20 protein-coding genes are annotated in these 23,767 nt (G+C 54.4%); 13 read left to right on the top strand and 7 right to left on the bottom strand.

The features are described 5' to 3' along the window. The first annotated feature begins 209 nt into the window (after window positions 1-209). The 4 genes from EPIR_RS15720 to EPIR_RS15705 all read left to right on the top strand — a co-directional run bounded on the left by EPIR_RS15720 (window position 210) and on the right by EPIR_RS15705 (window position 6,783). Window positions 210-2,672, top strand: a complete 2,463-nt coding sequence (locus EPIR_RS15720; RefSeq protein WP_023656476.1) for a sensor domain-containing protein — start codon at window positions 210-212, stop codon at window positions 2,670-2,672. A 259-nt stretch (window positions 2,673-2,931) separates the two neighbouring features. Then, window positions 2,932-3,669: a gluconate 2-dehydrogenase subunit 3 family protein gene (locus tag EPIR_RS15715; protein WP_023656474.1), complete on the top strand. Its 738-nt coding sequence runs from the start codon at window positions 2,932-2,934 to the stop codon at window positions 3,667-3,669. Window positions 3,670-3,671: 2 nt separating this feature from the next. Continuing rightward, window positions 3,672-5,456: a GMC family oxidoreductase gene (locus tag EPIR_RS15710; RefSeq protein ID WP_023656473.1), complete on the top strand. Its 1,785-nt coding sequence runs from the start codon at window positions 3,672-3,674 to the stop codon at window positions 5,454-5,456. Window positions 5,457-5,466: 10 nt separating this feature from the next. Beyond that, window positions 5,467-6,783, top strand: coding sequence for a c-type cytochrome (locus tag EPIR_RS15705; RefSeq protein ID WP_023656472.1), 1,317 nt, complete (start codon window positions 5,467-5,469; stop codon window positions 6,781-6,783). Between the two features lie 79 nt (window positions 6,784-6,862). On the opposite strand, the gene EPIR_RS15700 is transcribed toward EPIR_RS15705, so the two are convergent. Then, window positions 6,863-7,771, bottom strand: a complete 909-nt coding sequence (locus EPIR_RS15700) for a LysR family transcriptional regulator (RefSeq protein WP_023656471.1) — start codon at window positions 7,769-7,771, stop codon at window positions 6,863-6,865. Between the two features lie 96 nt (window positions 7,772-7,867). On the opposite strand from EPIR_RS15700, the gene EPIR_RS15695 reads away from it, so the two are divergent. Both EPIR_RS15695 and EPIR_RS15690 read left to right on the top strand, forming a co-directional pair. Continuing rightward, window positions 7,868-8,938, top strand: coding sequence for an SDR family oxidoreductase (locus EPIR_RS15695; RefSeq protein ID WP_023656470.1), 1,071 nt, complete (start codon window positions 7,868-7,870; stop codon window positions 8,936-8,938). A 133-nt stretch (window positions 8,939-9,071) separates the two neighbouring features. Then, complete coding sequence (locus tag EPIR_RS15690) at window positions 9,072-9,851, top strand: L-threonylcarbamoyladenylate synthase (protein WP_023656469.1); 780 nt, start codon at window positions 9,072-9,074, stop codon at window positions 9,849-9,851. 82 nt (window positions 9,852-9,933) lie between these two features. On the opposite strand, the gene EPIR_RS15685 is transcribed toward EPIR_RS15690, so the two are convergent. Continuing rightward, window positions 9,934-10,842, bottom strand: coding sequence for a LysR family transcriptional regulator (locus EPIR_RS15685; RefSeq protein ID WP_023656468.1), 909 nt, complete (start codon window positions 10,840-10,842; stop codon window positions 9,934-9,936). 138 nt (window positions 10,843-10,980) lie between these two features. Here EPIR_RS15685 and EPIR_RS15680 point away from each other — a divergent pair, with 138 nt between their 5' ends. Beyond that, window positions 10,981-12,285, top strand: coding sequence for a 3-isopropylmalate dehydratase large subunit (locus EPIR_RS15680; RefSeq protein WP_023656467.1), 1,305 nt, complete (start codon window positions 10,981-10,983; stop codon window positions 12,283-12,285). A 2-nt stretch (window positions 12,286-12,287) separates the two neighbouring features. Next, window positions 12,288-12,836, top strand: coding sequence for a LeuD/DmdB family oxidoreductase small subunit (locus EPIR_RS15675; protein ID WP_023656466.1), 549 nt, complete (start codon window positions 12,288-12,290; stop codon window positions 12,834-12,836). On the opposite strand, the gene EPIR_RS15670 is transcribed toward EPIR_RS15675, so the two are convergent. Further along, entirely contained in the window at window positions 12,837-13,463 is a 627-nt protein-coding gene (locus tag EPIR_RS15670; RefSeq protein WP_023656465.1) for a LysE family translocator, read from the bottom strand. Between the two features lie 486 nt (window positions 13,464-13,949). Between EPIR_RS15670 and EPIR_RS15665 the strand changes: the two genes are divergently transcribed. Continuing rightward, window positions 13,950-15,584 (top strand): alpha,alpha-trehalase, encoded by a 1,635-nt coding sequence (locus EPIR_RS15665; protein WP_420834767.1) that lies wholly within the window; start codon window positions 13,950-13,952, stop codon window positions 15,582-15,584. A 732-nt stretch (window positions 15,585-16,316) separates the two neighbouring features. After that, entirely contained in the window at window positions 16,317-17,657 is a 1,341-nt protein-coding gene (gene hglS / locus EPIR_RS15660) for a 2-oxoadipate dioxygenase/decarboxylase HglS (protein WP_023656460.1), read from the top strand. Here the strand turns inward: hglS and EPIR_RS15655 are convergent. Further along, the gene (locus EPIR_RS15655; RefSeq protein ID WP_023656459.1) at window positions 17,654-18,466 is read right to left on the bottom strand and encodes a Cof-type HAD-IIB family hydrolase; all 813 of its coding nucleotides are present in this window, start codon (window positions 18,464-18,466) and stop codon (window positions 17,654-17,656) included. The two genes, hglS and EPIR_RS15655, sit on opposite strands and share 4 nt — an antisense overlap. A 217-nt stretch (window positions 18,467-18,683) precedes the next feature. On the opposite strand from EPIR_RS15655, the gene hchA reads away from it, so the two are divergent. The 3 genes from hchA to EPIR_RS15640 all read left to right on the top strand — a co-directional run bounded on the left by hchA (window position 18,684) and on the right by EPIR_RS15640 (window position 21,230). After that, complete coding sequence (gene hchA / locus EPIR_RS15650; RefSeq protein ID WP_023656458.1) at window positions 18,684-19,532, top strand: glyoxalase III HchA; 849 nt, start codon at window positions 18,684-18,686, stop codon at window positions 19,530-19,532. A 243-nt stretch (window positions 19,533-19,775) separates the two neighbouring features. Then, window positions 19,776-20,900 carry an alkene reductase gene (locus EPIR_RS15645; RefSeq protein WP_023656457.1) on the top strand — a complete coding sequence of 375 codons (1,125 nt, stop codon included), beginning with the start codon at window positions 19,776-19,778 and terminating at the stop codon, window positions 20,898-20,900. A gap of 15 nt (window positions 20,901-20,915) precedes the next feature. Then, window positions 20,916-21,230: an ArsR/SmtB family transcription factor gene (locus EPIR_RS15640; RefSeq protein WP_023656456.1), complete on the top strand. Its 315-nt coding sequence runs from the start codon at window positions 20,916-20,918 to the stop codon at window positions 21,228-21,230. Window positions 21,231-21,312: 82 nt separating this feature from the next. Here EPIR_RS15640 and EPIR_RS15635 read toward each other — a convergent pair whose 3' ends face one another. From EPIR_RS15635 to fecE, 3 genes are all read right to left on the bottom strand, one after another. Continuing rightward, on the bottom strand, window positions 21,313-22,101 hold the full coding sequence (locus EPIR_RS15635; protein WP_023656455.1) for a glucose 1-dehydrogenase: 789 nt from the start codon (window positions 22,099-22,101) through the stop codon (window positions 21,313-21,315). Window positions 22,102-22,451: 350 nt separating this feature from the next. After that, window positions 22,452-22,832, bottom strand: a complete 381-nt coding sequence (locus EPIR_RS15630; protein WP_023656454.1) for a DUF4354 family protein — start codon at window positions 22,830-22,832, stop codon at window positions 22,452-22,454. Window positions 22,833-22,998: 166 nt separating this feature from the next. Next, window positions 22,999-23,766, bottom strand: a complete 768-nt coding sequence (gene fecE / locus EPIR_RS15625) for a Fe(3+) dicitrate ABC transporter ATP-binding protein FecE (RefSeq protein ID WP_048697919.1) — start codon at window positions 23,764-23,766, stop codon at window positions 22,999-23,001. Window position 23,767: the final 1 nt, after the last annotated feature.

The following is a 23,767-nucleotide window of genomic DNA, read 5'->3' as shown; positions in this document are numbered from 1 at the left end:
ATAACAATGGATGAGCTACGGTGAATTTGCTGGACTTGCGTGAACCAGCTTCAACTTTCAGCTAATTCCTCCGTGCTTTAAATCCGCAGAATGAGAGTTATCCCGAAACTTAACGGGCGCGGGTCGTAAATTTTTCGCCAATAACTGGCGCATTTGCGTTGAGCTAATTTCCCCCCAGGGACGTTGCACCAACGCCAGGCGAATGAATAATGATTGAAGACTCAGATGTCATGTATCAGATGTCGGTACAAAATGTGGCCAGCTGCGCTGTTTACATGCTGACGCCGGACGGGAATGTTGCCAGCTGGAGCCGTGGCGCGCAGCGCGCTAAAGGCTATCTGCCTGCTGAGATCGTTGGTAGGCATTTTAGCTGTTTCTACAGCCAGCAGGATCAGTTACTGGGTCAACCTCAACTCGGTTTGCAGGCTGCCCGTGAGGCCGGTCGTTTTGCCACAGAGGGCTGGCGTCACCGCAAAGATGGTAGCGCTTTCTGGGCGCAGGTCGTCATCGATGCGGTATACGGTGATGACGGCAAGCTGCTGGGCTACGCGAAAATGACCCATGACTGCACCGAACAGAAACGCGTGGAGCGTGAACAGCAGCGGCGTGACCAGATGTTCCGCCTGCTGGTTGAAGGCGTGAATGATTACGCCATTTATATGCTTGATTTACAGGGGCTGGTGGTGAGTTGGAATGCCGGAGCCTGTCAGGCGAAAGGCTATTCTGCCGGTGAAATTATTGGTCAACACTTCTCTTGCTTCTACAGCGCACAGGACAGGCTGCAAAAGTTACCGGAAAAAAATCTGCATCGTGCGACCTTGACCGGTCGCTTCGAAGATAAAGGTTGGCGATATCGTCAAAACGGCAGCGTTTTCTGGGCACATGTGGTGATTGATGCTATTCGAAACGATGATGGAGAGCTCATCGGTTTTGCCAAGATCACCCGCGACTGCACCAAAATGCTCGAGTACGAACAGCAGATCATCCAGGCTAAAGATTTGGCCGAGCAGAACAGTGAGAAAATGAAATCGCTATCGCAATTTCTCGATTCTATCGTTACCAATATCCCCTCATGCGTGATTGTCGAAGATGCCGTCTCGGGCGAGATCCTTTTGATTAATAGCCAGGCTGAACGGTTGCTGGGGGGCAAACAGCATGAATTTATTGGTAAAAGATCGCTGGACTGTATGACCGCCGCGATGAGCGCGTACTTCATGCAGCTTTCCGATGCGGCACAGCGAAAAGGCGGCATTCAGCGTAATGAACGGCAGCTGAAAACCTCCGGCGGCGAGCGGATAATTAGCTGTAGTGCGTCTATAGTACGCGGTAAAGACGCACGCCAAAGCTATGTCTTGCTGATCGCCGATGATGTGACCGATCGGCGTGCGGCGGATGCACGTATCCATCATATGGCGCACCACGATAACCTGACCAGCCTGCCCAACCGGGTGCTATTCAACCAGTATCTTACCCAGGCGTTGCGCGAAGACAGCGACGCACAGCGCCTGACGGCAGTATTGGGCCTTGATCTGGATAACTTTAAAAACGTTAACGATGCGCTCGGCCATCAGATCGGCGATGTTTTGCTCTGTTCAGTGGCGGTACGTCTGCGCAGCGTGCTGCGCGATCGCGATACGCTGGCACGTAATGGCGGCGACGAGTTCTCTATCGTGTTGCCCGCGTTGTCCCATTATGCCGAGGCTGAAACGATGGCCCGTCGTCTGATCGAAACCATTCGTCCACCCTTTATCGTTGAGGGACACAACCTTTCTATCGGGCTGAGTATCGGTATTGCCATCGCACAAGATGAGATGAGTTCGCCGGACTATTTGCTGCGCTGCGCGGATATGGCCTTATATGCGGCGAAACGCAATGGGCGTAATCGTTTCGAGCATTTCACCAAAGAGATGGGTGATATGGCGCAGAAGCGGCGCATCATCGAGAACGATCTGCGTGAGGCGATGACTAACCGCCAGCTGAAGCTCTATTATCAGCCAATCACCAACCACCAGCACCGTGAAGTCATCGGTTACGAGGCGTTAATGCGCTGGCATCACCCGAAAAAAGGCGTGATTATGCCGTTAGATTTTATACCGATAGCCGAAGAGACCGGATTAATTCACAGTCTGGGAGCCTATGCGTTATATGAAGCCTGCCGCGAAGCCGCAAGCTGGCCTGGTGAGCAGATGGTGGCGGTCAATCTGTCGCCGTTACAGTTTAAAAACAGTGCGCTGATAGCGGTGGTAGAAGGCGCTCTCAAAGAGTCAGGGCTTGCTCCGCATCGGCTGGAAGTGGAAATTACCGAATCAGTGCTGCTGGACAGTACCCTGACAAATATCGATATTCTGCGAGAGCTCAAGGCGCTGGGCGTGCATATCACGTTGGATGACTTTGGTACGGGTTATTCCTCTCTTAGCTATCTGCGTTCTTTCCCCTTCGACAAGATCAAAATCGATAAATCGTTTATTAATGACATGCAGGACAGCCGCGAGGCGCTGGCGATTATACGGGCAATCACCGGCATGAGCCGTAGCCTGGATATTCAGATCACCGCAGAAGGAGTGGAGAGCATCGAGCAGTTTCAGTGTCTGAAAGCCGAAGGTTGTACGTTGTTCCAGGGCTATTATTTTGGCCGTCCACAGCCGTCGGAAAATCGCCTCAAGACGTTTTAATTTATCGGGAAATAGCGGGCCGGTCATTGCTGGAGATTGGCCCGGTAGCCATGATTGTTAAAATATTTGTGCCATTTTGTTTCATTCCCCTCTCGCTTTATGCGCGTGACTGTTACAATACGCCAGCCTGTTACCGGTAACAGTGATTTTGGTAAATATTTCAGGCAGTGACTATATTTCCCCTACACTTTATATTACTAAAAATAATCCGCCCCCCATTTTAGCCAGCGCTACGCTGCTGGTGTGAGAAGGCAATGTCATGTCAGAGCAAAAAACTGGAAGTACTCGCAGGGACTTTCTGCTGAAAACCATCACCCTGGCACCTGCAATGGCAATAGGTTCTGCAGGATTGGGAAGTCTGGCTGCGGTAGCACCTGCCGTGGCGAAAGAGGCCGCTGCAACAGGCCCAAAGCCTGCGCGTGAATACCAGCCGACCTGGTTTACCCCGGAAGAGTTCGCATTTATTCAGGCAGCCGTCGCGCGACTTATTCCCGCCGACGAGCGTGGCCCCGGCGCACTGGAAGCGGGTGTGCCGGAGTATATCGATCGCCAGATGAACACGCCCTACGCCACCGGGGCTAACTGGTATATGCAAGGCCCTTTTCATCCAGATGCCGATAAGGCGCTCGGTTACCAGCTCCCGTTAGCACCTCGTGATATCTATCGTCTTGGTCTGGCCGATGCCGATGCGCTGGCAAAACAACAGCATGGCAAGGTATTTGCGCAGCTGAGCGGCGAACAGCAGGATGCGCTGTTGCAGGGGCTGGAAGCAGGCAGCGTTGAGCTGCGCCAGCTACCGGCTAAAACCTTTTTTACCTTCCTGTTGCAAAATACCCGTGAAGGCTTTTTCAGCGATCCCATACATGGTGGTAACCAGGGGCTGGTCGGCTGGAAGCTTATTAACTTCCCCGGTGCGCGCGCCGACTTTATGGACTGGGTAGAACGCGGCGAGCGGTACACGCTGCCGCCGGTATCAATTCGTGGGGAAAGGGATTAAGCATGGCAAACGTACAAAAAAAAGTAGATGCAGTGATTGTGGGCTTCGGCTGGGCCGGGGCAATTATGGCGAAAGAGCTGACCGAGGCGGGCCTGAATGTGGTGGCGCTGGAGCGCGGCCCGCATCGGGATACTTATCCTGACGGTGCTTATCCGCAGGTCATTGATGAACTGACCTACAACGTCCGTAAAAAACTGTTCCAGGATCTGTCGAAAAGCACCGTGACCATTCGTCATAACGCGGCGCAGACCGCACAGCCATATCGCCAGCTGGCGGCATTTCTGCCGGGCACGGGCACCGGAGGGGCCGGTCTGCACTGGTCCGGCGTTCATTTCCGTGTCGATCCGATCGAGCTGCGTATGCGCAGCCACTATGAAGAGCGTTACGGTAAAAACTTTATCCCACAGGGCATGACAATCCAGGATTTCGGCGTCAGCTACGCCGAGCTGGAGCCGTTCTTCGACCAGGCGGAGAGAGTGTTCGGCACTTCCGGATCGGCGTGGAGCATTAAGGGTAAGGTGGTCGGCCAAGGCGGCAAAGGCAATCCGTTTGCCGCCGATCGTTCCGGCGATTTCCCGCTCCCGGCGCAAAAACGCACCTACTCGGCGCAGCTGTTCGCTCAGGCGGCAGAGAGTATCGGTTATCATCCTTACGATTTGCCCTCTGCCAATACCTCCGGCCCGTATACCAACACCTACGGCGCGCAGATGGGGCCGTGTAACTTCTGCGGATATTGCAGCGGCTATGCCTGCTACATGTATTCCAAAGCCTCGCCGAACGTCAATGTTCTGCCCGCGCTACGTCAGGAGCCGAAGTTTGAACTGCGCAATGATGCTTATGTGTTACGCGTCAATCTCACCGATGACAAGAAACGCGCCACCGGCGTGACCTATGTTGATGCATTGGGGCGTGAAAACCAACAGCCTGCGGATCTGGTGATCCTCTCAGCCTTCCAGTTCCACAATGTGCATCTGATGCTGCTGTCCGGCATCGGCAAACCTTACGATCCGGTGACCAATGAAGGCACCGTAGGGCGTAACTTTGCCTACCAGAACATCTCCACCATCAAGGCATTCTTCGATAAAGACGTCTTCACCAATAACTTTATTGGAGCCGGCGGTGCCGGGGTCGGGGTTGATGACTTTAACGCCGATAACTTCGACCATGCCAAATATGGCTTCGTGGGTGGCTCACCGATGTGGGTCAATCAGGCCGGTGTGAAGCCGATCTCCGGTCTGCCGACCCCGCCGGGAACGCCAAACTGGGGCAGCAAATGGAAAGCGGCAGTGGCGGATCACTACACGCACCATGTGTCGATGGATGCCCACGGCGCGCATCAGTCGTACCGCAATAACTACCTCGACCTCGATCCGAATTACAAGGATATCCACGGGCAGCCGCTGTTGCGCATGACGTTCGACTGGCAGGATAACGACATTAAAATGTCGCAGTTTATGCACGACCGCATGCATAAAATCGCCGAAGCGATGAATCCCAAGATGATTAGCGGTTCACCGAAAATGCCGGGCACCCACTTCGATACCACCGTCTATCAAACCACGCATATGAACGGTGGCGCGATCATGGGTGAAGATCCGAAAACCAGCGCGATCAACCGCTATTTACAAAGCTGGGATGTCCCGAACGTGTTTGTGCCCGGCGCTTCGGCCTTCCCACAGGGGCTCGGCTACAACCCGACCGGCTTGGTCGCTGCGCTAACCTACTGGTCGGCGAAGGCGATTCGTGAGCAGTATTTGAAAAACCCCGGCCCATTGGTGCAGGCATAAGGATAAGCAGATGAAAAAGATCACACTCTCTGCCCTGTTGCTGGGCATGATGGCGTTCAATGCTGCCGCAGACGATGCCGCAGTTGAGCAGATCAAACGCGGTGAGTATCTGGCGCGCGCCGGAGACTGCGTTGCCTGCCATACCAAAGCCGGGGGAGCCGAGTTCGCTGGCGGGTTGCCGATGGTGACGCCAATCGGCACCATCTACTCCACCAATATCACGCCGGATAAGCAAAACGGTATTGGTGACTACAGCTACGACGACTTCCAGAAAGCGGTGCGTCACGGCGTGGCGAAGAATGGCGATACGCTCTATCCGGCCATGCCGTATCCCTCTTATGCCGTGGTGAGCGATGAGGATATGCAGGCGCTGTACGCTTACTTTATGCATGGCGTGTCGCCGGTGGCACAGGCCAATCAGGAGAGCGATATCCCCTGGCCGCTCTCCATGCGCTGGCCGCTGGCTATCTGGCGTGGCATTTTTGCACCGGACGTGAAAGCCTTCCAGCCGATAAAAGGCCAGGATGCCGTGCTGGCACGCGGTCAATACCTGGTTGAAGGGCTGGGGCACTGCGGGGCTTGCCACACGCCGCGCAGTATCACCATGCAGGAAAAAGCGCTGAATGACGGCGAAGGCAGCGATTATCTGTCAGGCAGCAGTGCACCGATTGACGGCTGGACCGCCAGTAATTTGCGCGGTGACAGTGGCGATGGGCTTGGTCGCTGGAGTGAAGACCAGCTGGTACAGTTCCTGCGGACGGGGCGTAACGATCACACCGCCGTGTTTGGTGGGATGACTGATGTGGTACAACACAGCCTGCAACATCTGACGCCGGAAGATGCCACCGCCATCGCCCGTTACCTGAAGTCACTCGGGGCGAAAGATCCGAATCAGGTGGGTTTCACGCCGGATGATACGGTGGCGAAAGCGCTGTGGAAAGGCGATGACAGTCAAACCGGGGCGTCGGTTTATGTCGACAGCTGTGCCGCCTGTCATAAAACGGATGGCAGCGGCTACAAGCGCTTCTTCCCGGAGCTGCGCGGCAATTCAGTCGTACTGGCATCCGATCCGACCTCGCTGATTCATATCGTATTAAGCGGCGCTCAGCTGCCGGGTATGAAGGGTGCGCCAACGACCATCACCATGCCGGCCTTTGGCTGGCGACTGAACGACCAGCAGGTCGCCGACGTGGTGAACTTTATCCGCACCAGCTGGGGTAACAGCGCGGCCTCCACGGTTTCGGCCAGCGATGTGGCAAAGGTGCGTAAAGACGAAGCGGTGGTCAATCACCAGGGCAATGTAGATGTCGAGAAGTTAACGCCTTAAAGCGAAAGCGCGGCTTGATGTGCAAAAGGGCGATCGTTATGGTCGCCCTTTTTTGTTTGTTGCCGCCGCCCCGATCGGGTTATTCAACCTTCAGCTTAGCCAGCGTATTCAGCAGCGCATCCACTTTCGGCATCAGCTGTTTACGCCTTGGCCACACCACATACAGCGGCGACCCCGGCACGCTCAGCTGCGGTAAAAGCGGCACCAGCTCACCCCGCGCCAGCTGTTCCTTCATCAGCCAGGTTGCCATCTGCGCCACTCCCAGTCCCGCCACGACAGCCGATCGTTGGGCTTCTCCATCCGCCAGCGCCATGCGGTGCGCCACGGTACGCGTGGTAATACGGCCATCCGGTGAGGCCACATGCCACGGGCTGGTACTGCCATCGATACGGTCGTAAACAATCGCCTGGTGCTGTTCCAGCTGCGTCAGCGATTGTGGCGTGCCGTGCTGCGCCAGATAGTCCGGCGCAGCGCAGAAGATCAGCCGCTCGCTGCCGAGATAACGCACGCCAAGAGAGGGCGGATAGTTGCCTGGGCCGCCGATACGCACCGCTATATCCACGCCTTCTTCAAACAGGTCAACAAAACGGTCGGAGAATGACAGATTCAGCTGCATCTCCGGGTGCTGTCGGCAGAAGTCGTTAAGCAGCGGCATGACGTGCAGGCGGCCAAAGGTATGTGGCACGGCGACGCGCAGACGCCCAACCGGAAGGCTGCGCTGTGCGGCCAGCACCGATTCTGCTTCTGCCAGTTCGCTTAGCACGCGGGCGCAGGTCTCATAAAATGCCTGTCCGGCATCGGTCAGCACCAGGCTGCGTGTGGTGCGCTCAAACAGACGCGAACCGAGGCGTGCCTCCAGCCGGGCGATGCTTTTACTGACCGCCGAGCTGGTGAGATGTAGACGTCCGGCGGCGGCGGTGAAGCTGCCGCTCTCCACGCTGGCGACGAAGGGTGTGATCCCCTTGAGACGATCTTCCGAGGTCGGCATTCATTCCTCCTGTTCACTAATACTGTGAATTTATACCTGAGATGAGAATTTAATTCTCTATTAAGCTGATGTTATCAACCGAAAAGGAGAATCATCATGCAGCAACGAGCTTTGATTGTCGGCGTCAGTGGCGTGACCGGCAGCGCGCTGGCCGAACGCCTGCTGGCGCAGGGCTGGCAGGTTTATGGTTTGTCGCGCGGGCGCACGCCGGTTATCAGTGGCGTCACCTCGCTGGCTGCCGATCTGACCGATGAAACGTCGGTAAAAAGCGCCTTACAGGGGATAACCGTCGATAAGGTCTTTTTCAGCGCCTGGGCACGTCAGGAAAATGAGAAAGAGAATATCCGTGTTAACGGATCGATGGTTCGCAACGTGCTCGATGCGCTCGGCACAAGGTTAAAAGGTGGCCATGTGGCACTGATCACCGGGCTGAAACACTATCTCGGCCCGTTTGATGCGTATGGCAAAGGAGCGGTTCCGGTCACGCCGTTTCGCGAAGAACAGGGCCGTCAGCCGGTGGAAAACTTCTATTATGCCCAGGAAGATGAAGTGTTCGCCGCCGCCGATAAGTACGGTTTTAGCTGGAGCGTGCATCGTCCACATACGGTGATCGGTTTTGCCGTCGGTAACGCGATGAATATGGGGCAGACGCTGGCGGTGTATGCCAGCCTGTGTCAGCAGAGCGGGCAGCCGTTTATTTTCCCCGGCTCCCAGGCGCAGTGGGAAGGGGTGACTGACATGACCGATGCGCACCTGCTGGCCGATCAGCTGATATGGGCAGCCACCACGCCCTCGGCACAGAATCAGGACTACAACGTGGTCAACGGCGATGTATTTCGCTGGAAATGGATGTGGGGCGAGATTGCCCGCTACTTCGGCATCGAAGCGCAGCCTTTCCCGGGCGCGATGCAGCCGCTGGAAGGGCGGATGGATGCCGCGCCGCAGCAGTGGCAGGCTATCGCTCAGCGTTTTGATTTGCAGCAGGCCGACGTAATGAAACTGGCCTCCTGGTGGCACACCGACGCCGATCTTGGACGGCCAATGGAAGTGTTTACCGATATCAGCAAAAGCCGCAAGGCGGGCTTCACCGGCTACCAGGCCACCCGCGATGCTTTCTTTGCGCTGTTTGACCGGCTGAAAGCCGAGAGGTTAATACCTGACGCATAGCGCAACGGCTGTTTCCTGATGGAAACAATCGTGGTGATATTGCGTTTATTGTTGCGATAAAAACTGGCTGTGGCAGGATGGTTTCAACGGGTGATAGCCCACATAAATTGAACCGAATGCGAAGGATAGGACGATGAGCGATAAAGTAGTTAACTGGAATGGTGGCTTACAGCCGGAAGCGGTTGAGATCCTGTCAGCAAACGGCGGCATGATCGTCTGCCCAACGAAAGTGGGCTATATCATCATGACTTCCGACGCCAAAGGTCTGGAGCGCAAATTTGATGCCAAGCAACGCAACCGTAACAAGCCGGGCGTGGTGCTGTGTGGTTCTCTGGAGCAGCTGAAAGAGCTGGCGCAGCTGAACCCGGAAATCGAAGCGCTGTATCAGCAGCACTGGGATAAAGACGTACTGTTGGGCTGCATCCTGCCGTGGAAAGAAGAAGCCGTAGCGCGTATTCCTGATGACGGCTCGAAAGAGCTGATGATGGACCGCCGCCAGACCAGCTGCTTTGTGATCAAGTTCGGCGTGCCGGGAGAAAATCTGGCGAAAGAGCTGTGGGAAAATCACGGCAAATTCTCCTTCGCCAGCTCGGCTAACCCGTCAGGCAAAGGCAACCGTGGCCTGGTAGAAGGCATCGGCGAGCGCATTGAGCAGCATGCTGACCTGATCATCGCCGCGAATGACTATGTGAAATCTATCCAGCCGAACGAATCGGAAAAGACCCGTTACGAGCAGGGCGTGATGGTGGCGATGGTCGATGAAAACGGTAAGCTGGTTCCCGAGCAGAAGGGCGAACGTAACATCTCTCCTTGCCCGGTGCTGATCCGTAAAGGATTGGACGTAGATAAAATTATGTCAATCATGTCCGACATTTTCACTACCTGGGATTACCGCCACGGTAACTACTATTAATCCTACTGCGGATTAATCTGCTTTGATAAAACCCCGACCTTTTATTTTAAGGCGGGGTTTTATTTTTGAATAAGGCAAAGAATTAACGCTTCGCCGTGGCTGGATCCAGCGCACGCTGTAATTCTTCAATAAATAAACGTACCCGTGGGGAAATAAAGCTGTCGCTTTTCATCAGCACATAAGATTTATAGATATCCATTTCCCACTCGGGTAATAGCTGCACAATTTTCCCACTTTCCACCGCTTCCCGGGCGATATAACTGGGTAAATAGGCAATGCCGGTTTGTGCCACGGCTGAATTGAGCAAGGCGATGCTATTATTGGCGCGAAAACGACTGCGTACCTCAATATCCTTTTTCTGCTTCTCTTTGCGAAACGGCAATGAAATGGTATGGGCCGGGCCACGGAATAAAATAAATTCATGGCGCGGTAAATCATCCGGGCTGCTAACCGGCGTGCGGTTAATCAGGTAGTCCGGCGCGGCATACAGCCCCCAGGCAATATCCATCAGCGGACGATAGTTGCGGTGTTCGGGAAGATCGCGGGTAATGGCGATAGCGAGATCAATATGGTCGTCTTCAAAGTTGACCGGACGATCGGTGAGATCGAGATCGACACTGACGTGAATATTGTTGGCAATGAAGCGGTTAAGGGCCGGGACGATGCACTGACAGCCAAAGGTGACCGGGGCGACCACGCGCAGGCTGCCTGTTGGCTCTTCATGGAACTGGCGGATAAACAGGTCGGCGCTTTTCACCTCATGCAGAATACGGTAGCAGTAGTGATAATAAGTCATACCCACTTCCGTCACCTGAATGCGCCGGGTGGTGCGCTGTAGCAATTTTGCCCCGAGGCGCACTTCCAGCGCCGAGATCTCCTTACTGACCGAAGATTTTGCCAGCCCGAGCGCTTTTGCCGCCTCGGTATAGCTGAGCGTTTCTACCACTTTGGCAAAAATAATCATCCCGTGCAGATTTTCAAAATCGCTCATTATTATCCCGGATTGTTTTTAGAGAGAAACAATTGGCGATATTAGCATATTTCCCGTTTGTTGCGCAGTGAAAAGCAGTAAGGTTATTACCAATAAATTAATCCTTAACGATCGCTTTATCACGCAGAGATAATATTAATGGGTCAGACAATCAGTCAGAAAATACTTGCCCGTGCCAGCGGGCGGGATTGCGTTACGCCAGGTGAAATTGTTTGGGCTAAGGTCGATATATTAATGTCGCACGATCCCTGTACGCCGGGAGTTGCCAGCGTGTTTAAAAAAGAGTTCGGCGAACAGGCGAAAGTCTGGGATGCAGAACGCTTTATTATGATCCCGGATCACTTTGTCTATTCTTCTGACCCGCAGGCTAATCAGAATATTCGCGTGATGCGCGAATTCGCCCGCCAACAGCAGATTAAATATTTCTACGATGTCGGCACGCCAGAGTATAAAGGGGTTTGCCATATTGGCCTGGCGGAAGGAGGGCACACGCGACCAGGTGAAGTCCTGCTGGGAACGGATTCGCATACCGTCACCGCCGGAGCATTCGGCTGCTTTGCCATTGGCCTGGGTATTACCGATGCCGCCTGTGCGTTGGGCATCGGAGAGATCCCGCTGAAAGTCCCTGCCACGATCCGCGTTAACTATCACGGGTTGCTGCCTGTTTTTGTCCAGGCAAAAGATCTGATCCTCGCTCTGCTAGGCAGGCTGACGGTGGACGGTGCAACCTATGAGGCCATTGAATTTGGCGGCAGCGTGATTGATGCGATGTCGGTTGAGGAACGGATGACCATATGCAACATGGTGGTGGAGTGCGGCGCTAAAAACGGCATTATGGTGCCGAATCAGGCCACGCTTGATTATCTTGCCACGCGCACCGACATGCCGTTTAGCGTGGTGAAACCGGATGCGGACGCCTGTTACAGTCAGGTATTGGATATTGATGTCACTCACATGCAGCCGCTGGTGGCTAAACCGCACTCGCCGGATAACGTGGTGGCAATCGATACACTGAAGAACGTGGCGATTTCGCAGGCGTATATCGGCTCCTGTACCGGTGGCAAGCTGGCCGATTTTATTGCCGCTGCTCGCATTATGAAAGGGCGTAAAGTGGTTATTCCGACCTTCGCCGTCCCCGCCACAAAAGAGGTGTTTCACGGTTTAATCAGCACTGACATTGACGGCCAGTCGGTGTACCACATCCTCTGTGATGCGGGCGTGAAGCTGTCGTCCGAATCCGGTTGTGCGGCGTGCTGTGGCGGCCCGGCCGATACCTTTGGCCGCGTTAATCAGCCGATCTCGGTGATCTCCACCACCAATCGCAACTTTGTCGGACGTATGGGCCACAAGCGCGCCAATATCTACCTGGCTTCCCCTTATGCCGTGGCCGCTGCGGCGGTGACCGGCGCGATCGTCCATCCCGGCGCACTGTGCGGAGTTTAAAAATGAAATCGATGATTAGTGGGGCGGTGTACGTCCTTGGCGACAATATTGATACCGACCAGATCCTGTCGGCGGAATACCTGAAGGTCAATCCTTCGACGCCGGAGGGCTATGCCCAGCTTGCACGGCTTGCCATGTGCGGTCTGCCGGAAGGGGCGCTGCCGTTTGTCGATCCACAGACCGGGCGTTCGGGCTACCCGATTATCGTAGCGGGAAAAAACTTTGGCTGTGGTTCTTCGCGTGAGCATGCGGTGATGGCATTGGGGGCCGCCGGGGTGCAGGCAGTTATCGCACGGTCGTATGCGCGTATCTTTTTCCGCAACTGTGTGGCCACCGGAGAGCTACTGCCGGTCGCTGCCGCTGAGCCGTTATGCCAGCGTTTACGTACCGGCGATCGGGTCAGTATCGATATCGGGCAGCAGGCGATCACGCTGCTGGAAAGCGGTGAACGGCTGGCGACCGACCCGCTGGGGGAGTTGGCCAGCATGGTGGAAGCGGGCGGGCTGTTCGCCTGGGCCCGCGCCAGCGGTCGTATCAAGGCTAATGCGTGATTATTTTGCCGAAATGGCCAGTGCGCCACCGGCAAAGACAAACAGGCTGCCGGTAGAACGGTTGAGGATGCGCAGCCGTCGGGCGTTAGAAAAGACGCCCGACAGGCGACGACCCGCGCAGGCGTAGCTGAACATAATGCCGCCATCCAGCACGGCCCAGGTGATCGCCAGTGTGGCAAACTGCAAAGCATGGGGCTGGCTGGCATCAATAAAGTTCGGGAACAGCGCGGCAAAGAACAGCAGATCTTTTGGGTTACTGATACCCACCGTGAAACCCTTGCGGAACAGGCGCATGGCTCCCGGTGCTTCTTCAAGTTCAGCGGCATTAATCTGCGCAGGTTCGCTGTTGTCGCGCCATGCGGCGATGCCCAGCCAAATCAGATAGGCGGCACCAACGATTTTCAGCACCATAAAGGCGGTGGTTGAAGCGGCCAGAATGGCCCCCAGCCCCAGCGCTGAGGCCGTCATCAGTATCATGGCTGCCAGCACGCCGCCACCGACGGTTGCCAGCGCCTGTTTACGACCGTAGCGCAGACCGTGGGTCATATTGATCAGCGCCGAGGGGCCTGGAATGGCGATCAGCGCGGTAATTACACCGGTATAAGCCAGCCAAAGTTCGAGCGTCATTACATCATCCTTTCAGGTTAAGTGCCTCTGCCTGAGCGCAGTAGAGCGATTCTGTCCTGTTCACAGAGTGACCGGGGCGCGCTAGTGTATTTTCCCGGCAGTGAGAAGTAAATCACAGTCAGAAAATATTCCTTATGAGAAAGGATGGGGAAGGCGCACGGCGAATATGCCGTATCAACCGGGAAAATCTTTCTCCGGGCATACGCCAGTTATCATCCTGGTAACTGGCTGTATTCACGCTATTAACTGGCATATTAATTAGCGAATGAATGAAATATATTTTTTAATATTTAGGCGGGTTAATAAATATTTCAGCAATGAATGCAAGGGTAACAATGAAGGTTTTGGCTATTGCTGAAAAATATCTTCTTACCGGGCGTTATTCCTGTGGCAGGTTGCGTCATCACATGACAGGACTATAATAAGTAGCGTCAATTTTTTATTCACCAGACAAATTTGCCGCAGGCTGGGCATCAGGAGGTTTTTATCACTTTCAACCAAAATGAAGCGATGATTAACAATAACCCTGTTGAATTTGAAGCCTGGTATGACGATTATGAAATGGGGCCTGAGAACGCGGGCGAGCCGCACCCGGAGACGATCCGTGGGCTGCCGGCTTCAGATATCCTCACGCCTTCCGACCGCTATCAGGAGCTGTTTACGGCGGTGCAGATGTCGCACATTTTTAGCGACAGTAAAACCTTTGCCGACTGTGCGCCAAAAACGGACCCGGAACGTATTCTTTTTCGCTATTATCTCGAGCGCGAGCAGCAGGAATTCAACCTGCTGGAATTTGTTCTGGAAAATTTCGATCTCCCCGAGGCGCATGATAGCCGCTATGTTGCCGATCCCAATAATACGATGGCAGAGCACATCGATGGCCTATGGCCGGTATTGACTCGTCAGCCGGAAGAACATCGTAAGTTCTCTTCGCTGCTGCCGCTGCCGAAGCCCTATGTCGTGCCCGGCGGGCGTTTCAGCGAAGTTTATTATTGGGACTCCTATTTCAGCATGCTCGGCTTTGCCGCTGCGGGACGCTGCGATCTGATGCATAGCATGGCGGATAACTTTGCGTGGTTGATTGATAAGTATGGCCACATTCCGAACGGTAACCGCACCTATTACCTCAGCCGTTCGCAGCCGCCGGTATTTGCCATGATGGTGGAGCTGTTCGAAAAGAACGATGTCCATGAGGCTCAACACTATCTGCCGCAGCTGAAAAGTGAATATGCATTCTGGATGGACGGTCAGGAAACGCTCGCACCCAACCAGGCATATCGTCATGTGGTGATGCTGAACGATGGGTCGGTGCTTAACCGCTACTGGGACGATCGTGACACGCCGCGCGACGAGTCATATCGCGAGGATGTGGAGACGGCAAGTCACTCGTCACGCCCGGCGAGCGAGGTTTACCGCGATCTGCGTGCCGGAGCCGCATCGGGCTGGGATTACACCTCGCGCTGGTTAAGCGAACCTGGTCGCCTGGAAAGTATTCAGACTACCAGCATTGTGCCTGTTGACCTTAATGCGTTCCTCTACAAGCTGGAAACCACCATCGCCCGCCTTGCGGCCAGCAAGGGAGAGCTGGCAACCGCCGAACGTTTCCAGCAGCTGGCGTTGCGCCGTCGTGAGGCTGTCGATCGCTATTTGTGGGATGCACCAGCGGGGCTGTATCGTGACTACAACTGGCGCGAAGGCGAACAGGCAACGTTCTCTGCCGCTGCCGTCACTCCGGTGTATGTCGGCATGGCCAGCCTTGATCAGGCCAATCGTACTGCCAAAGCGGTACGCGACCACCTGTTAGCGCCAGGCGGCATACTGTGCAGCATGAATGTCACCGGCGAGCAGTGGGACAGCCCGAACGGTTGGGCGCCCGTGCAGTGGATGGCGATCAAAGGGTTCCACAGCTACGGCGATGAGCTGCTGGCGCAGGAGATTGCCTCCCGCTGGCTGCATACCGTCAACAGCACCTGGCAGCAGCACCACAAGATGGTAGAAAAGTACAATATCAGCGGAGAGGCTGCGCTGCTGGGCGGCGGCGGGGAATATCCGTTACAGGATGGTTTCGGCTGGACCAACGGCGTCACGCGCCGCCTGCTGGAAATGTACCCACAGCTTTAATCCCACCAGTGCGGCGCTGGACTATTTCTGCCGTACCATCGACACAACGAAAAAAAAGAATCTGGCGGCAAAGCCAGATTCTTTTTTTTGTTCTCGCTGTAGCGGGTAACAACCGCGAGAATGTCATCACAAGCACCTTCCAGCAAGCGTGATATTAGTATGTTATGTGAGCAGGGTCAAGATAAGACCGGTAATGAATTATCACGAAAGGTATTATAATTGTGCGTTGTTGGAACGGGGCGTCATTCTTCAGGTGGGCAAGGGCAGGTTTCACTCCCGGCGGGAAACAGGTGGTGCTGTCCGGTTTGCCTCCACCTGAAGAGTGGCACAAGCACCTTCCAGCAGTCGGTGCATCGTCGCAAGGGGAAATGGAAAGGCACTTGCAGCGCTGTGCATACTCGCTCACACGGAGCGTGCCGAGTGATAATCGCAGAAGCTGTTCTGCTGGCGCTGAATATCTTTCTCGCTTGCCTGCACATTATCGTTGCCTTACGGCAACTAACCCGCAACCACTAAGGATGCTGGGACTCTGAACGAAGGCGAAGCTACCACTTCGCCTTTTTTCTTGCCGATACTGTGGTATTGGTTTATTTCTTTGTCTTGCCAAACCTGAGGCCTGCAATGAGATCCCGCACCTCTCTCTACAATCTGTGACGAAACTAACACTTAGCCGCGACGCGCGTGGCTATTCTGCCTGTGGCCAGGTTGACAGCAATTTTCAGGAGAGCAGCAATGAGTGACGGCTTTATCAGCGCGGATCGTATTCGCGACCGCTTTTCGCAAGCGATGTCGACGATGTATCAGGCAGAAGTTCCTCAATATGGCACCTTGTTACGGCTGGTGCGCACGGTCAATGAGCAGGAATTGCAGGGAAGCGCCGGGCAGCCTGCGGCAGATAACCGGTCGCAGCAGGTCAATCGCCTGAGCGTTGAACGCCATGGCGCTATCCGCGTGGGGACTGCACAGGAGCTGGCCACGTTACGCCAGCTGTTCGCGGTGATGGGGATGTTTCCCGTGGGCTATTACGATCTGTCGGCAGCCGGTGTGCCGGTACACTCCACCGCTTTTCGCCCGGTGACGGAGCGGGCTTTGCAAATCAATCCGTTCCGCGTATTTACCTCATTGTTGCGCCTGGAGTTAATAGACGATGCCGCTCTGCGCCAGCGGGCCAGCGAGATATTGGCGCAACGTGATATTTTCACCCGCCGTCTGCGTGAACTGCTGGCGCTTTGGCACCAGCAGGGAGGGTTGAAGGAGGAGGAAGCCGATGATTTCGTGCGCCAGGCGCTGGAAACCTTCCGCTGGCACCGGCAGGCTTCAGTCGATCTCAAGACGTATAACGCGCTGCTGGCACAGCATCGTCTGATTGCCGACGTGGTCTGCTTCCGTGGGCCGCATATTAATCATCTGACGCCGCGCACGCTGGATATTGACCGCGTGCAGCAGCTGATGCCCGAGCATGGCATCACGCCAAAAGAGACGATTGAAGGGCCGCCCGCACGCCGCTGCCCGATTTTGCTGCGCCAGACCAGCTTTAAGGCGCTGAGCGAAGCGATCGATTTTACTGACCAGCTTCAGGGCATGCACAGCGCCCGTTTCGGTGAAATTGAACAGCGCGGCGTGGCACTGACACGCAAAGGGCGTGAGCTGTACGATCGCCTGCTGCACAAAGCATCGCAGCGAAAGTTTGCCGACAACGCCAGCTATCAGCAGCATCTGCGCACGATATTTGCCGACTTCCCTGATGATGCCGACGAACTGCGCCGTCAGCAGCTCGCCTGGTATCGCTACCGGCGCAATCCCCTGGTGGCCGCCGCGCCGGAACAGGATTTGGAAAGTCTGATTGCCAGTGGGGCGGTAGTGGCAGAGCCTGTTATCTATGAGGATTTTCTCCCGGTCAGCGCCGCCGGGATTTTTCAGTCTAACCTTGGTGATGACCGCCATAACGCCGGCAGCGGTCATGCCAGCCAGGCCGCGTTCGAACAGGCGCTGGGTGCGCCGGTGACCGATGAGTTCAGCCTGTACCAGCAATGCCAGCAGGAATCGCTCGACCGCCTCCAGCTTGATGTCTAAAGGTTAAAAGGGGCGCTTTGTGTCAGCACCCGCTCGATCACATTGAGCGCCCCTTCGTGGTTATTACTTTCGGTGTGATAGCGTGCCACCTGCTTGACGGCCGGGTGCGCATTGGCCATGGCAAATCCATAGCCTGCGTGTGCCAGCATTTCGATATCGTTGCCGCTGTCGCCTGTTGCCACCACCTCATGGTCGGCAATCTGCCATTGCTTCTGTAACAGCGACAGGCCGTGCGCTTTGTGCATACCGGGGATAATCAAATCAACAAAGCCAGATCCACTGGAAACCGGCGTCACGATGCCATCCAGCGTATGACCAATATGTTCCATCAGTTCGGGGATCTTTTCATCGGCCAGATTCAGGGAGAATTTAAAGATAGTGTCATCTAAGCGCTCGAAATTCTGGTGCAGTTCCAGTCGGCGATAGTGTTTCGACATTAGTGTCAGCAGCGCATCCGGGGTATCGTTAAGCATATAAGCGCTACGCGGGCCGCAGACCACTGCATGAATATAGGGAATGCGGTGCAGAACCGTCAGTACCTGGGCCAGGTGTGCGTCGCTTAGCCCGGCACAAAACAGCGTGTTGCCACTATCGACGATGTTTGCCCCATTTTCGGCAACAAAGGCAATTTCTCCGCTTATTTCAGGAAAAAAGCTGATTAGCTGGTAATACTGATTGCCGCTTGCGACCACAAATTTGATATCACGTTCTCTTAGCTGTTGATAAAGCGCTAAAAACCGTGCCTTGTTGTAGTGCTTATTATCGTCGAGGAAAGTGCCATCCATATCGACGGCAATCATTTTGATCATGAATACGGCCCTGAGTAAAAAGTAAAAACGATCTCTATCATCGCTGTAACCGTCAGCGTGAAAAAGGGGCTGTTTTACGCATTAAGTTCCCCTTTTCCCCCGGCATGACATTTTAGGTAGGTTGACATTACCCCCAGCGGATGTATGAGGTTTTTCGCTAAATATGACTTTATCAGTTACGCTTTATGTTCTGGATATTTATGCCAAGGAGCATTTCATGAGCACTGAGTTAAGTAAAAAACCACAGCCCGATGCCGCAGAGCATAATGCTTTCTTCCCCTCACTTTATTCGCTGGATCAGTTCACCAGCCGCGTATCTGACCTGTCAGGGGCTGATTATCCGAACCCTTACCGTGGTAATAAAAAGATTCTGGTGATAGCCGCAGATGAGCGCTATCTCCCGGTCAGCGGCGACAAGCTATTCTCAACCGGTAATCATCCGGTGGAAACCTTGCTGCCTATGTATCATCTGCATCAAGCCGGATTTAAGTTTGATGTCGCCACGCTTTCCGGCGAAATGGTTAAATTTGAACACTGGGCGATGCCGGTTGATGACAAAGCGATAACCGGACTATTTGACGACTACCTGGCGAGTTTCCGTCAGCCGCTCAAACTCTCTGACGTGGTGAAAAATCTCGGCCCGGACAGTGAATATGCCGGCGTATTTATTCCGGGTGGACATGGTGCGTTAATCGGCCTGCCGGAAAGTGAAGATGTGGCCGCCGCGATCCGCTGGACCCTGGATCAGGACAAATACCTTATTTCACTCTGTCATGGGCCCGCCGCCTTCCTGTCCGTCAGCAAGGGCGAAAACCCGTTAAAAGGCTATTCCGTGTGCGCCTTCCCTGACAGCGCTGATAAGCAGACGCCAGATATCGGCTACATGCCCGGTCATCTGACCTGGTTCTTCGGTGAGCAGCTGAAGGAGATGGGCCTTACCCTGGTCAATAATGATATATCCGGTGCTGTCCATCAGGACCGCAACGTGTTAACCGGAGACAGTCCTTTTGCCGCCAATGCGCTGGGCAAACTGGCAGCAAATACCCTGTTGAAAGCCTTCAGCTAACCGTTAAACGTAGCGCTTGTCAGCGGAGAGATCGCCTGTGACCGGGCCGTTTCTCCGTTGGCAGAAACCGGTCTTAACACCCGGATTTAACAGAGAATCTCAACCACAGAACCTCCCGCCCGCCTCTCTGACTATCCTGTGAATGCATGCCAGGAAAGCATCGCTGGCATAAAATCATATTTACACATTTAAATTTATAAATATAATAAGGGCCACATTTGAACCCTACGCGAAGTCATTTTTATGAAACACAATACGCTTTTTAGCCCCCTGAACATTGGCGATCTGGCCCTACGTAACCGGGTTGCTCTTCCTCCACTCACGCGCTGCCGCAGTGAACAGCCTGGCAATATTCCGGGTGACATGATGGTCGAATATTATCGCCAGCGTACCGGTGCAGGATTTATGATTACCGAAGGGACGCAAATTGAACCCCGTGGTCAGGGTTATGCCTGGACACCGGGCATCCACAATGAGGATCAGATCTCCGGCTGGAAAAAAGTGACCGATGCGGTGCATCAGGAGGGCGGCGTGATATTTTGCCAGCTGTGGCACGTTGGCCGGGTCTCACACAGTGAATTACAGCCGGAGAAACAGCCGCCGGTCGCACCCTCTGCGGTAGCGGCAACCGGCGTGCGGGTCTTTATCGAGACCGCACCGGGTGAAGGTATCCTTACCGCCCCGGAAACCCCGCGAGCGCTGACCACGGCAGAAGTGAAAGAGATCGTCGGGCTTTACCGCCAGGCCGCCGTCAATGCGCAAGAAGCGGGTTTTGATGGCGTGGAGCTGCACGCTGCAAATGGCTACCTGATCAACCAGTTTATTTCTCAACATACTAATTTCCGCAGCGATGAGTACGGCGGCTCGCTGGAGAATCGACTGCGCTTTCTGGGTGAAATTGTCGCAGCGGTCAGCGACGTTTTCGGCAGCCAGCGAGTTGGGGTGCGTTTTGCTCCGCTGTTTACCAGCACCGATGAAGAGCGGGTATATCTCGGCCTGGTCGAAGAAGATCCCCATGCGACCTACATCGCGGCGGCGCAAATGCTGGATGAGATGGCAATCGGCTATCTGTCTATTGCAGAAGCTGACTGGGATAACAGCCCCGATCTGCCCGACAGTTTCCGCCGCGAGCTGCGCGCCACATTCAGTGCACCGATTATGTATTCCGGCCGCTATACCCGTGAAAAAGCGGAACATGTCTTTCTCAAGGGATGGGGAGACCTGTTTGGCTTTGGCAGAACGTTTATCGCCAATCCGGATCTGCCAACCCGGTTGCAGCAGGGATTACCGCTCAATGCTGTTGATGGCTCGTCACTGTATGGGGGAACGGCGAAAGGGTATACTGACTATCCGGTTTATCGTTCCTGACGTTTGTGAGGCGGCATGTCACCAGAAAGCGCCATAAAAATACTGGCTAATCCAACAAGGATGGCGGTACTGAAGTGGCTTAAAGACCCGGCAGAATCCTTTGCCGGTTACAGTCAGCTGTATGATTTTGAGCGCTACGGTGTGTGTGCCAGCCTGATTCAGGACAAGGCTGGCTTATCCCAGCCTGCAACCTCACTTTGTCTCAAGGTGCTTTATGAAGCGGGGTTGCTGGAAGCGAATAAAGTGGGTAAATGGACCTATTACCGTCGCAGCGAGTCGCGCATCCGCGAGGTGACTTCAACCGTCACTGATTGCCTGAACGATCTGTGAGTGGTGATGTTCGTCATCGGCGACAGATGCCCGGTCGGCTAAAGAAGTGAAGTGGCCAATTGCAGGCCACTTCAGTCAGAGATTAACCTTTTCCACCCTGGAATGAGGGATACAGCGTCATTCCGCCATCAACAAAAATGGTTTGCCCGGTGATATAGGCTGATTGATCGGAGGCCAGCCATGCAGCAACATTGGCTACAATCTCTGGTTCAGCGACATACTTCATCGGGATCAGCTCTTCTAACTCCAGACGCAGCGCCTCATCGCCCATTTTTTCCTGGTTCATCGGGGTGTTGATTGCGCCCGGGCCAATCGCATTAACCCGAATGCCTTTTTCAGCATATTCCAGGGCCAGAGACTGAGTCAGCATGTGGACACCGCCTTTGCTGGCGGCATAGCTGACGAAAGTCGGCCAGGGAATAATCTCGTGTACAGACGAGACGTTAATAATATTGCCCTTGATGTCATTTTCTAAAAAGTAATTCAGCGCGGAGCGGGCAGTGAGGAAATAGCTGGTAAGATTGACGTCAATCACCTTACGCCAGTCATCCAGGGTTATTTTGTGCGCCGGGCTTTGAATTTCAATTCCGGCATTATTAATCAGCAAATCCAGCTTGCCGAAATGATCTATCGCCGCATGAACGAAGTTATGAGCAATGTTTTCATCACTGATATCACCACCAAATATGATGGCTTTGCCTGATTTCAGGCCGTTCAGCTTATCGGCTAATTCCTGCGCTTCTTCTTTGTTGGAATGGTAATTAATGACGACATTCATACCTTCTTCAACTAAGCGAGTCACAAGTGCAGCACCAATTCCTCTGGATGAACCTGTTACCGCTGCGACTTTTCCCTGAAGATCTGTAAACATGTATTTTCCCCGAGTGCATTTTTTAACAAAGATGAAACGTTACCGATTTGCGAGCTGTTAACGCAATATCTGTCATTGGCAGGCATAAAACAGACTTTTTGGCCGCCAGAACGATGATTTCACTCGCAGCTGTTACTCCCTGTAAGACAAGAAATGTCCATTAAAAAAATTAGCAACAGATCGCTATATACGCAAGTTTGTGGCCGTACAGGAGTGAGATTTATCTTAACGCATATTGGCAGGAGGTTCGGTGTGGCGGGTATCTGATAAGAGGTGATGGGGTCAGGAATAGCCAAATGAGATTAGCTTCCCTGACCATCAAAAGCATAACAGGATGCTGGCTAAATCTGTTATTTACAGTCGTCCGTCAATTTAATCAGCGCAGTCTGCTGAACGGCCGCATTATCTGAAGCGAATACCGCCACGCCTTTGACCTGCTGCCCTTTTTTTACCATGCCTTTGGTCAGTTTTTCGTCAACCGTATCCAGCTTAAACTCCTGGTGATCCGGGGCAACCGCTTTCAGACAGAGTGTTGATAAATCGACGTCTTTATCAGACAGGTTGGCAACCACCACTTCAAAGGATTTTGTATAGGCATCTTTGCCGCCAATTGACATTGATCCTTTAGATTTTTCTGTCGAATACACCGCTGCATTATCAGGTACGGCTGCATTCGCGGCACAGCAGAAACCCAACATAGTGACAGATGCCGCCATCATAAAACGCTTCATACTTTATTCCCTTCTCTGGTTTGAGATTTTACTTAATGTCGCTGGCTAAGACAGCATTGCGAAATCATCCTGTCCTGGCAAATTCAATCATGATCAGTATAGCCAGCGTTTATCATTCCACAGAGAAACGCAGCGTGATCCAGTCGATAGCGGGGCGGCATCACTCTTACAGCACCACACACATCGGGCGTCCTGATACCGGGTCCGGATGGATCTCTGCCCTGATTGAGAAAACCTGTTGCAGCAGCGCGGGGGTCATCACCTGTTCAGGCGTGCCGCTGGCCACCACGCGACCTGCGGACATCAGAACCAGATGGTCACAGTAACGGCTGGCCTGATTAAGATCGTGTAACACCGCGACCACGGTTTTTCCCTGCCGCTGCCGCGCGCGCAGCAAGGCCATGAGTTCGATTTGATGATTGATGTCCAGCCAGGTGGTGGGCTCGTCAAGCAGCAGCAGCGGCGTGTCCTGCGCCAGCGTCATGGCAAGAAAGGCCCGCTGGCGCTGACCGCCGGAGAGTTCGCATACCCGTCGCGAGGCCAGTTGAGCGATCTGCGTCTCTTCCATCGCGGCCTGAACCAGCTGGCGATCCCGTATACCCATACGGCCAAACAGATTCAGCCACGGGCTGCGGCCATAGCCGACCAGCTCCTGCACACTGACGCCTTCGGGAGACATATGCTGCTGTGGCAGCAGCGCCAGGCGCTGTCCCAGCTGACGGGCTGACAGAGAGGCCAAATTCTCCTCTCCCAGCAAAACCTGCCCGCGATGCGGAGTGAGCAGTCGGGCGCAGCAGCGCAGCAGCGTCGATTTACCGCAGCCGTTGGGGCCAAGCAGTGCGGTGATACGCCCTGCGGGCAGCGGAAGCGAAAGGGAGTGCAGAACGGGCTTATTGGCATATCCGGCACTCAACGCTTTCAGGGTCAGTGGCATC

Origin of the sequence: Erwinia piriflorinigrans CFBP 5888 (assembly GCF_001050515.1) — a bacterium.
Taxonomy (GTDB): domain Bacteria; phylum Pseudomonadota; class Gammaproteobacteria; order Enterobacterales; family Enterobacteriaceae; genus Erwinia; species Erwinia piriflorinigrans.
Note: the sequence above shows the minus strand (reverse complement) of the source record. Positions and strands in the feature narration are given on the sequence as shown.

What these genes read in the sequence shown, in the direction of transcription:
- EPIR_RS15645 (WP_023656457.1), top strand. Translation starts at nt 19,776, where the DNA reads ATGAAACACAATACGCTTTTTAGCCCCCTGAACATTGGCGATCTGGCC.
- EPIR_RS15685 (WP_023656468.1), bottom strand. Translation starts at nt 10,842, where the DNA reads ATGAGCGATTTTGAAAATCTGCACGGGATGATTATTTTTGCCAAAGTG.
- hchA (WP_023656458.1), top strand. Translation starts at nt 18,684, where the DNA reads ATGAGCACTGAGTTAAGTAAAAAACCACAGCCCGATGCCGCAGAGCAT.
- EPIR_RS15635 (WP_023656455.1), bottom strand. Translation starts at nt 22,101, where the DNA reads ATGTTTACAGATCTTCAGGGAAAAGTCGCAGCGGTAACAGGTTCATCC.
- EPIR_RS15655 (WP_023656459.1), bottom strand. Translation starts at nt 18,466, where the DNA reads ATGATCAAAATGATTGCCGTCGATATGGATGGCACTTTCCTCGACGAT.
- EPIR_RS15680 (WP_023656467.1), top strand. Translation starts at nt 10,981, where the DNA reads ATGGGTCAGACAATCAGTCAGAAAATACTTGCCCGTGCCAGCGGGCGG.
- hglS (WP_023656460.1), top strand. Translation starts at nt 16,317, where the DNA reads ATGAGTGACGGCTTTATCAGCGCGGATCGTATTCGCGACCGCTTTTCG.
- EPIR_RS15675 (WP_023656466.1), top strand. Translation starts at nt 12,288, where the DNA reads ATGAAATCGATGATTAGTGGGGCGGTGTACGTCCTTGGCGACAATATT.
- EPIR_RS15690 (WP_023656469.1), top strand. Translation starts at nt 9,072, where the DNA reads ATGAGCGATAAAGTAGTTAACTGGAATGGTGGCTTACAGCCGGAAGCG.
- EPIR_RS15715 (WP_023656474.1), top strand. Translation starts at nt 2,932, where the DNA reads ATGTCAGAGCAAAAAACTGGAAGTACTCGCAGGGACTTTCTGCTGAAA.
- EPIR_RS15705 (WP_023656472.1), top strand. Translation starts at nt 5,467, where the DNA reads ATGAAAAAGATCACACTCTCTGCCCTGTTGCTGGGCATGATGGCGTTC.
- EPIR_RS15700 (WP_023656471.1), bottom strand. Translation starts at nt 7,771, where the DNA reads ATGCCGACCTCGGAAGATCGTCTCAAGGGGATCACACCCTTCGTCGCC.
- EPIR_RS15640 (WP_023656456.1), top strand. Translation starts at nt 20,916, where the DNA reads ATGTCACCAGAAAGCGCCATAAAAATACTGGCTAATCCAACAAGGATG.
- EPIR_RS15710 (WP_023656473.1), top strand. Translation starts at nt 3,672, where the DNA reads ATGGCAAACGTACAAAAAAAAGTAGATGCAGTGATTGTGGGCTTCGGC.
- EPIR_RS15695 (WP_023656470.1), top strand. Translation starts at nt 7,868, where the DNA reads ATGCAGCAACGAGCTTTGATTGTCGGCGTCAGTGGCGTGACCGGCAGC.
- EPIR_RS15720 (WP_023656476.1), top strand. Translation starts at nt 210, where the DNA reads ATGATTGAAGACTCAGATGTCATGTATCAGATGTCGGTACAAAATGTG.
- fecE (WP_048697919.1), bottom strand. Translation starts at nt 23,766, where the DNA reads ATGCCACTGACCCTGAAAGCGTTGAGTGCCGGATATGCCAATAAGCCC.
- EPIR_RS15670 (WP_023656465.1), bottom strand. Translation starts at nt 13,463, where the DNA reads ATGACGCTCGAACTTTGGCTGGCTTATACCGGTGTAATTACCGCGCTG.
- EPIR_RS15630 (WP_023656454.1), bottom strand. Translation starts at nt 22,832, where the DNA reads ATGAAGCGTTTTATGATGGCGGCATCTGTCACTATGTTGGGTTTCTGC.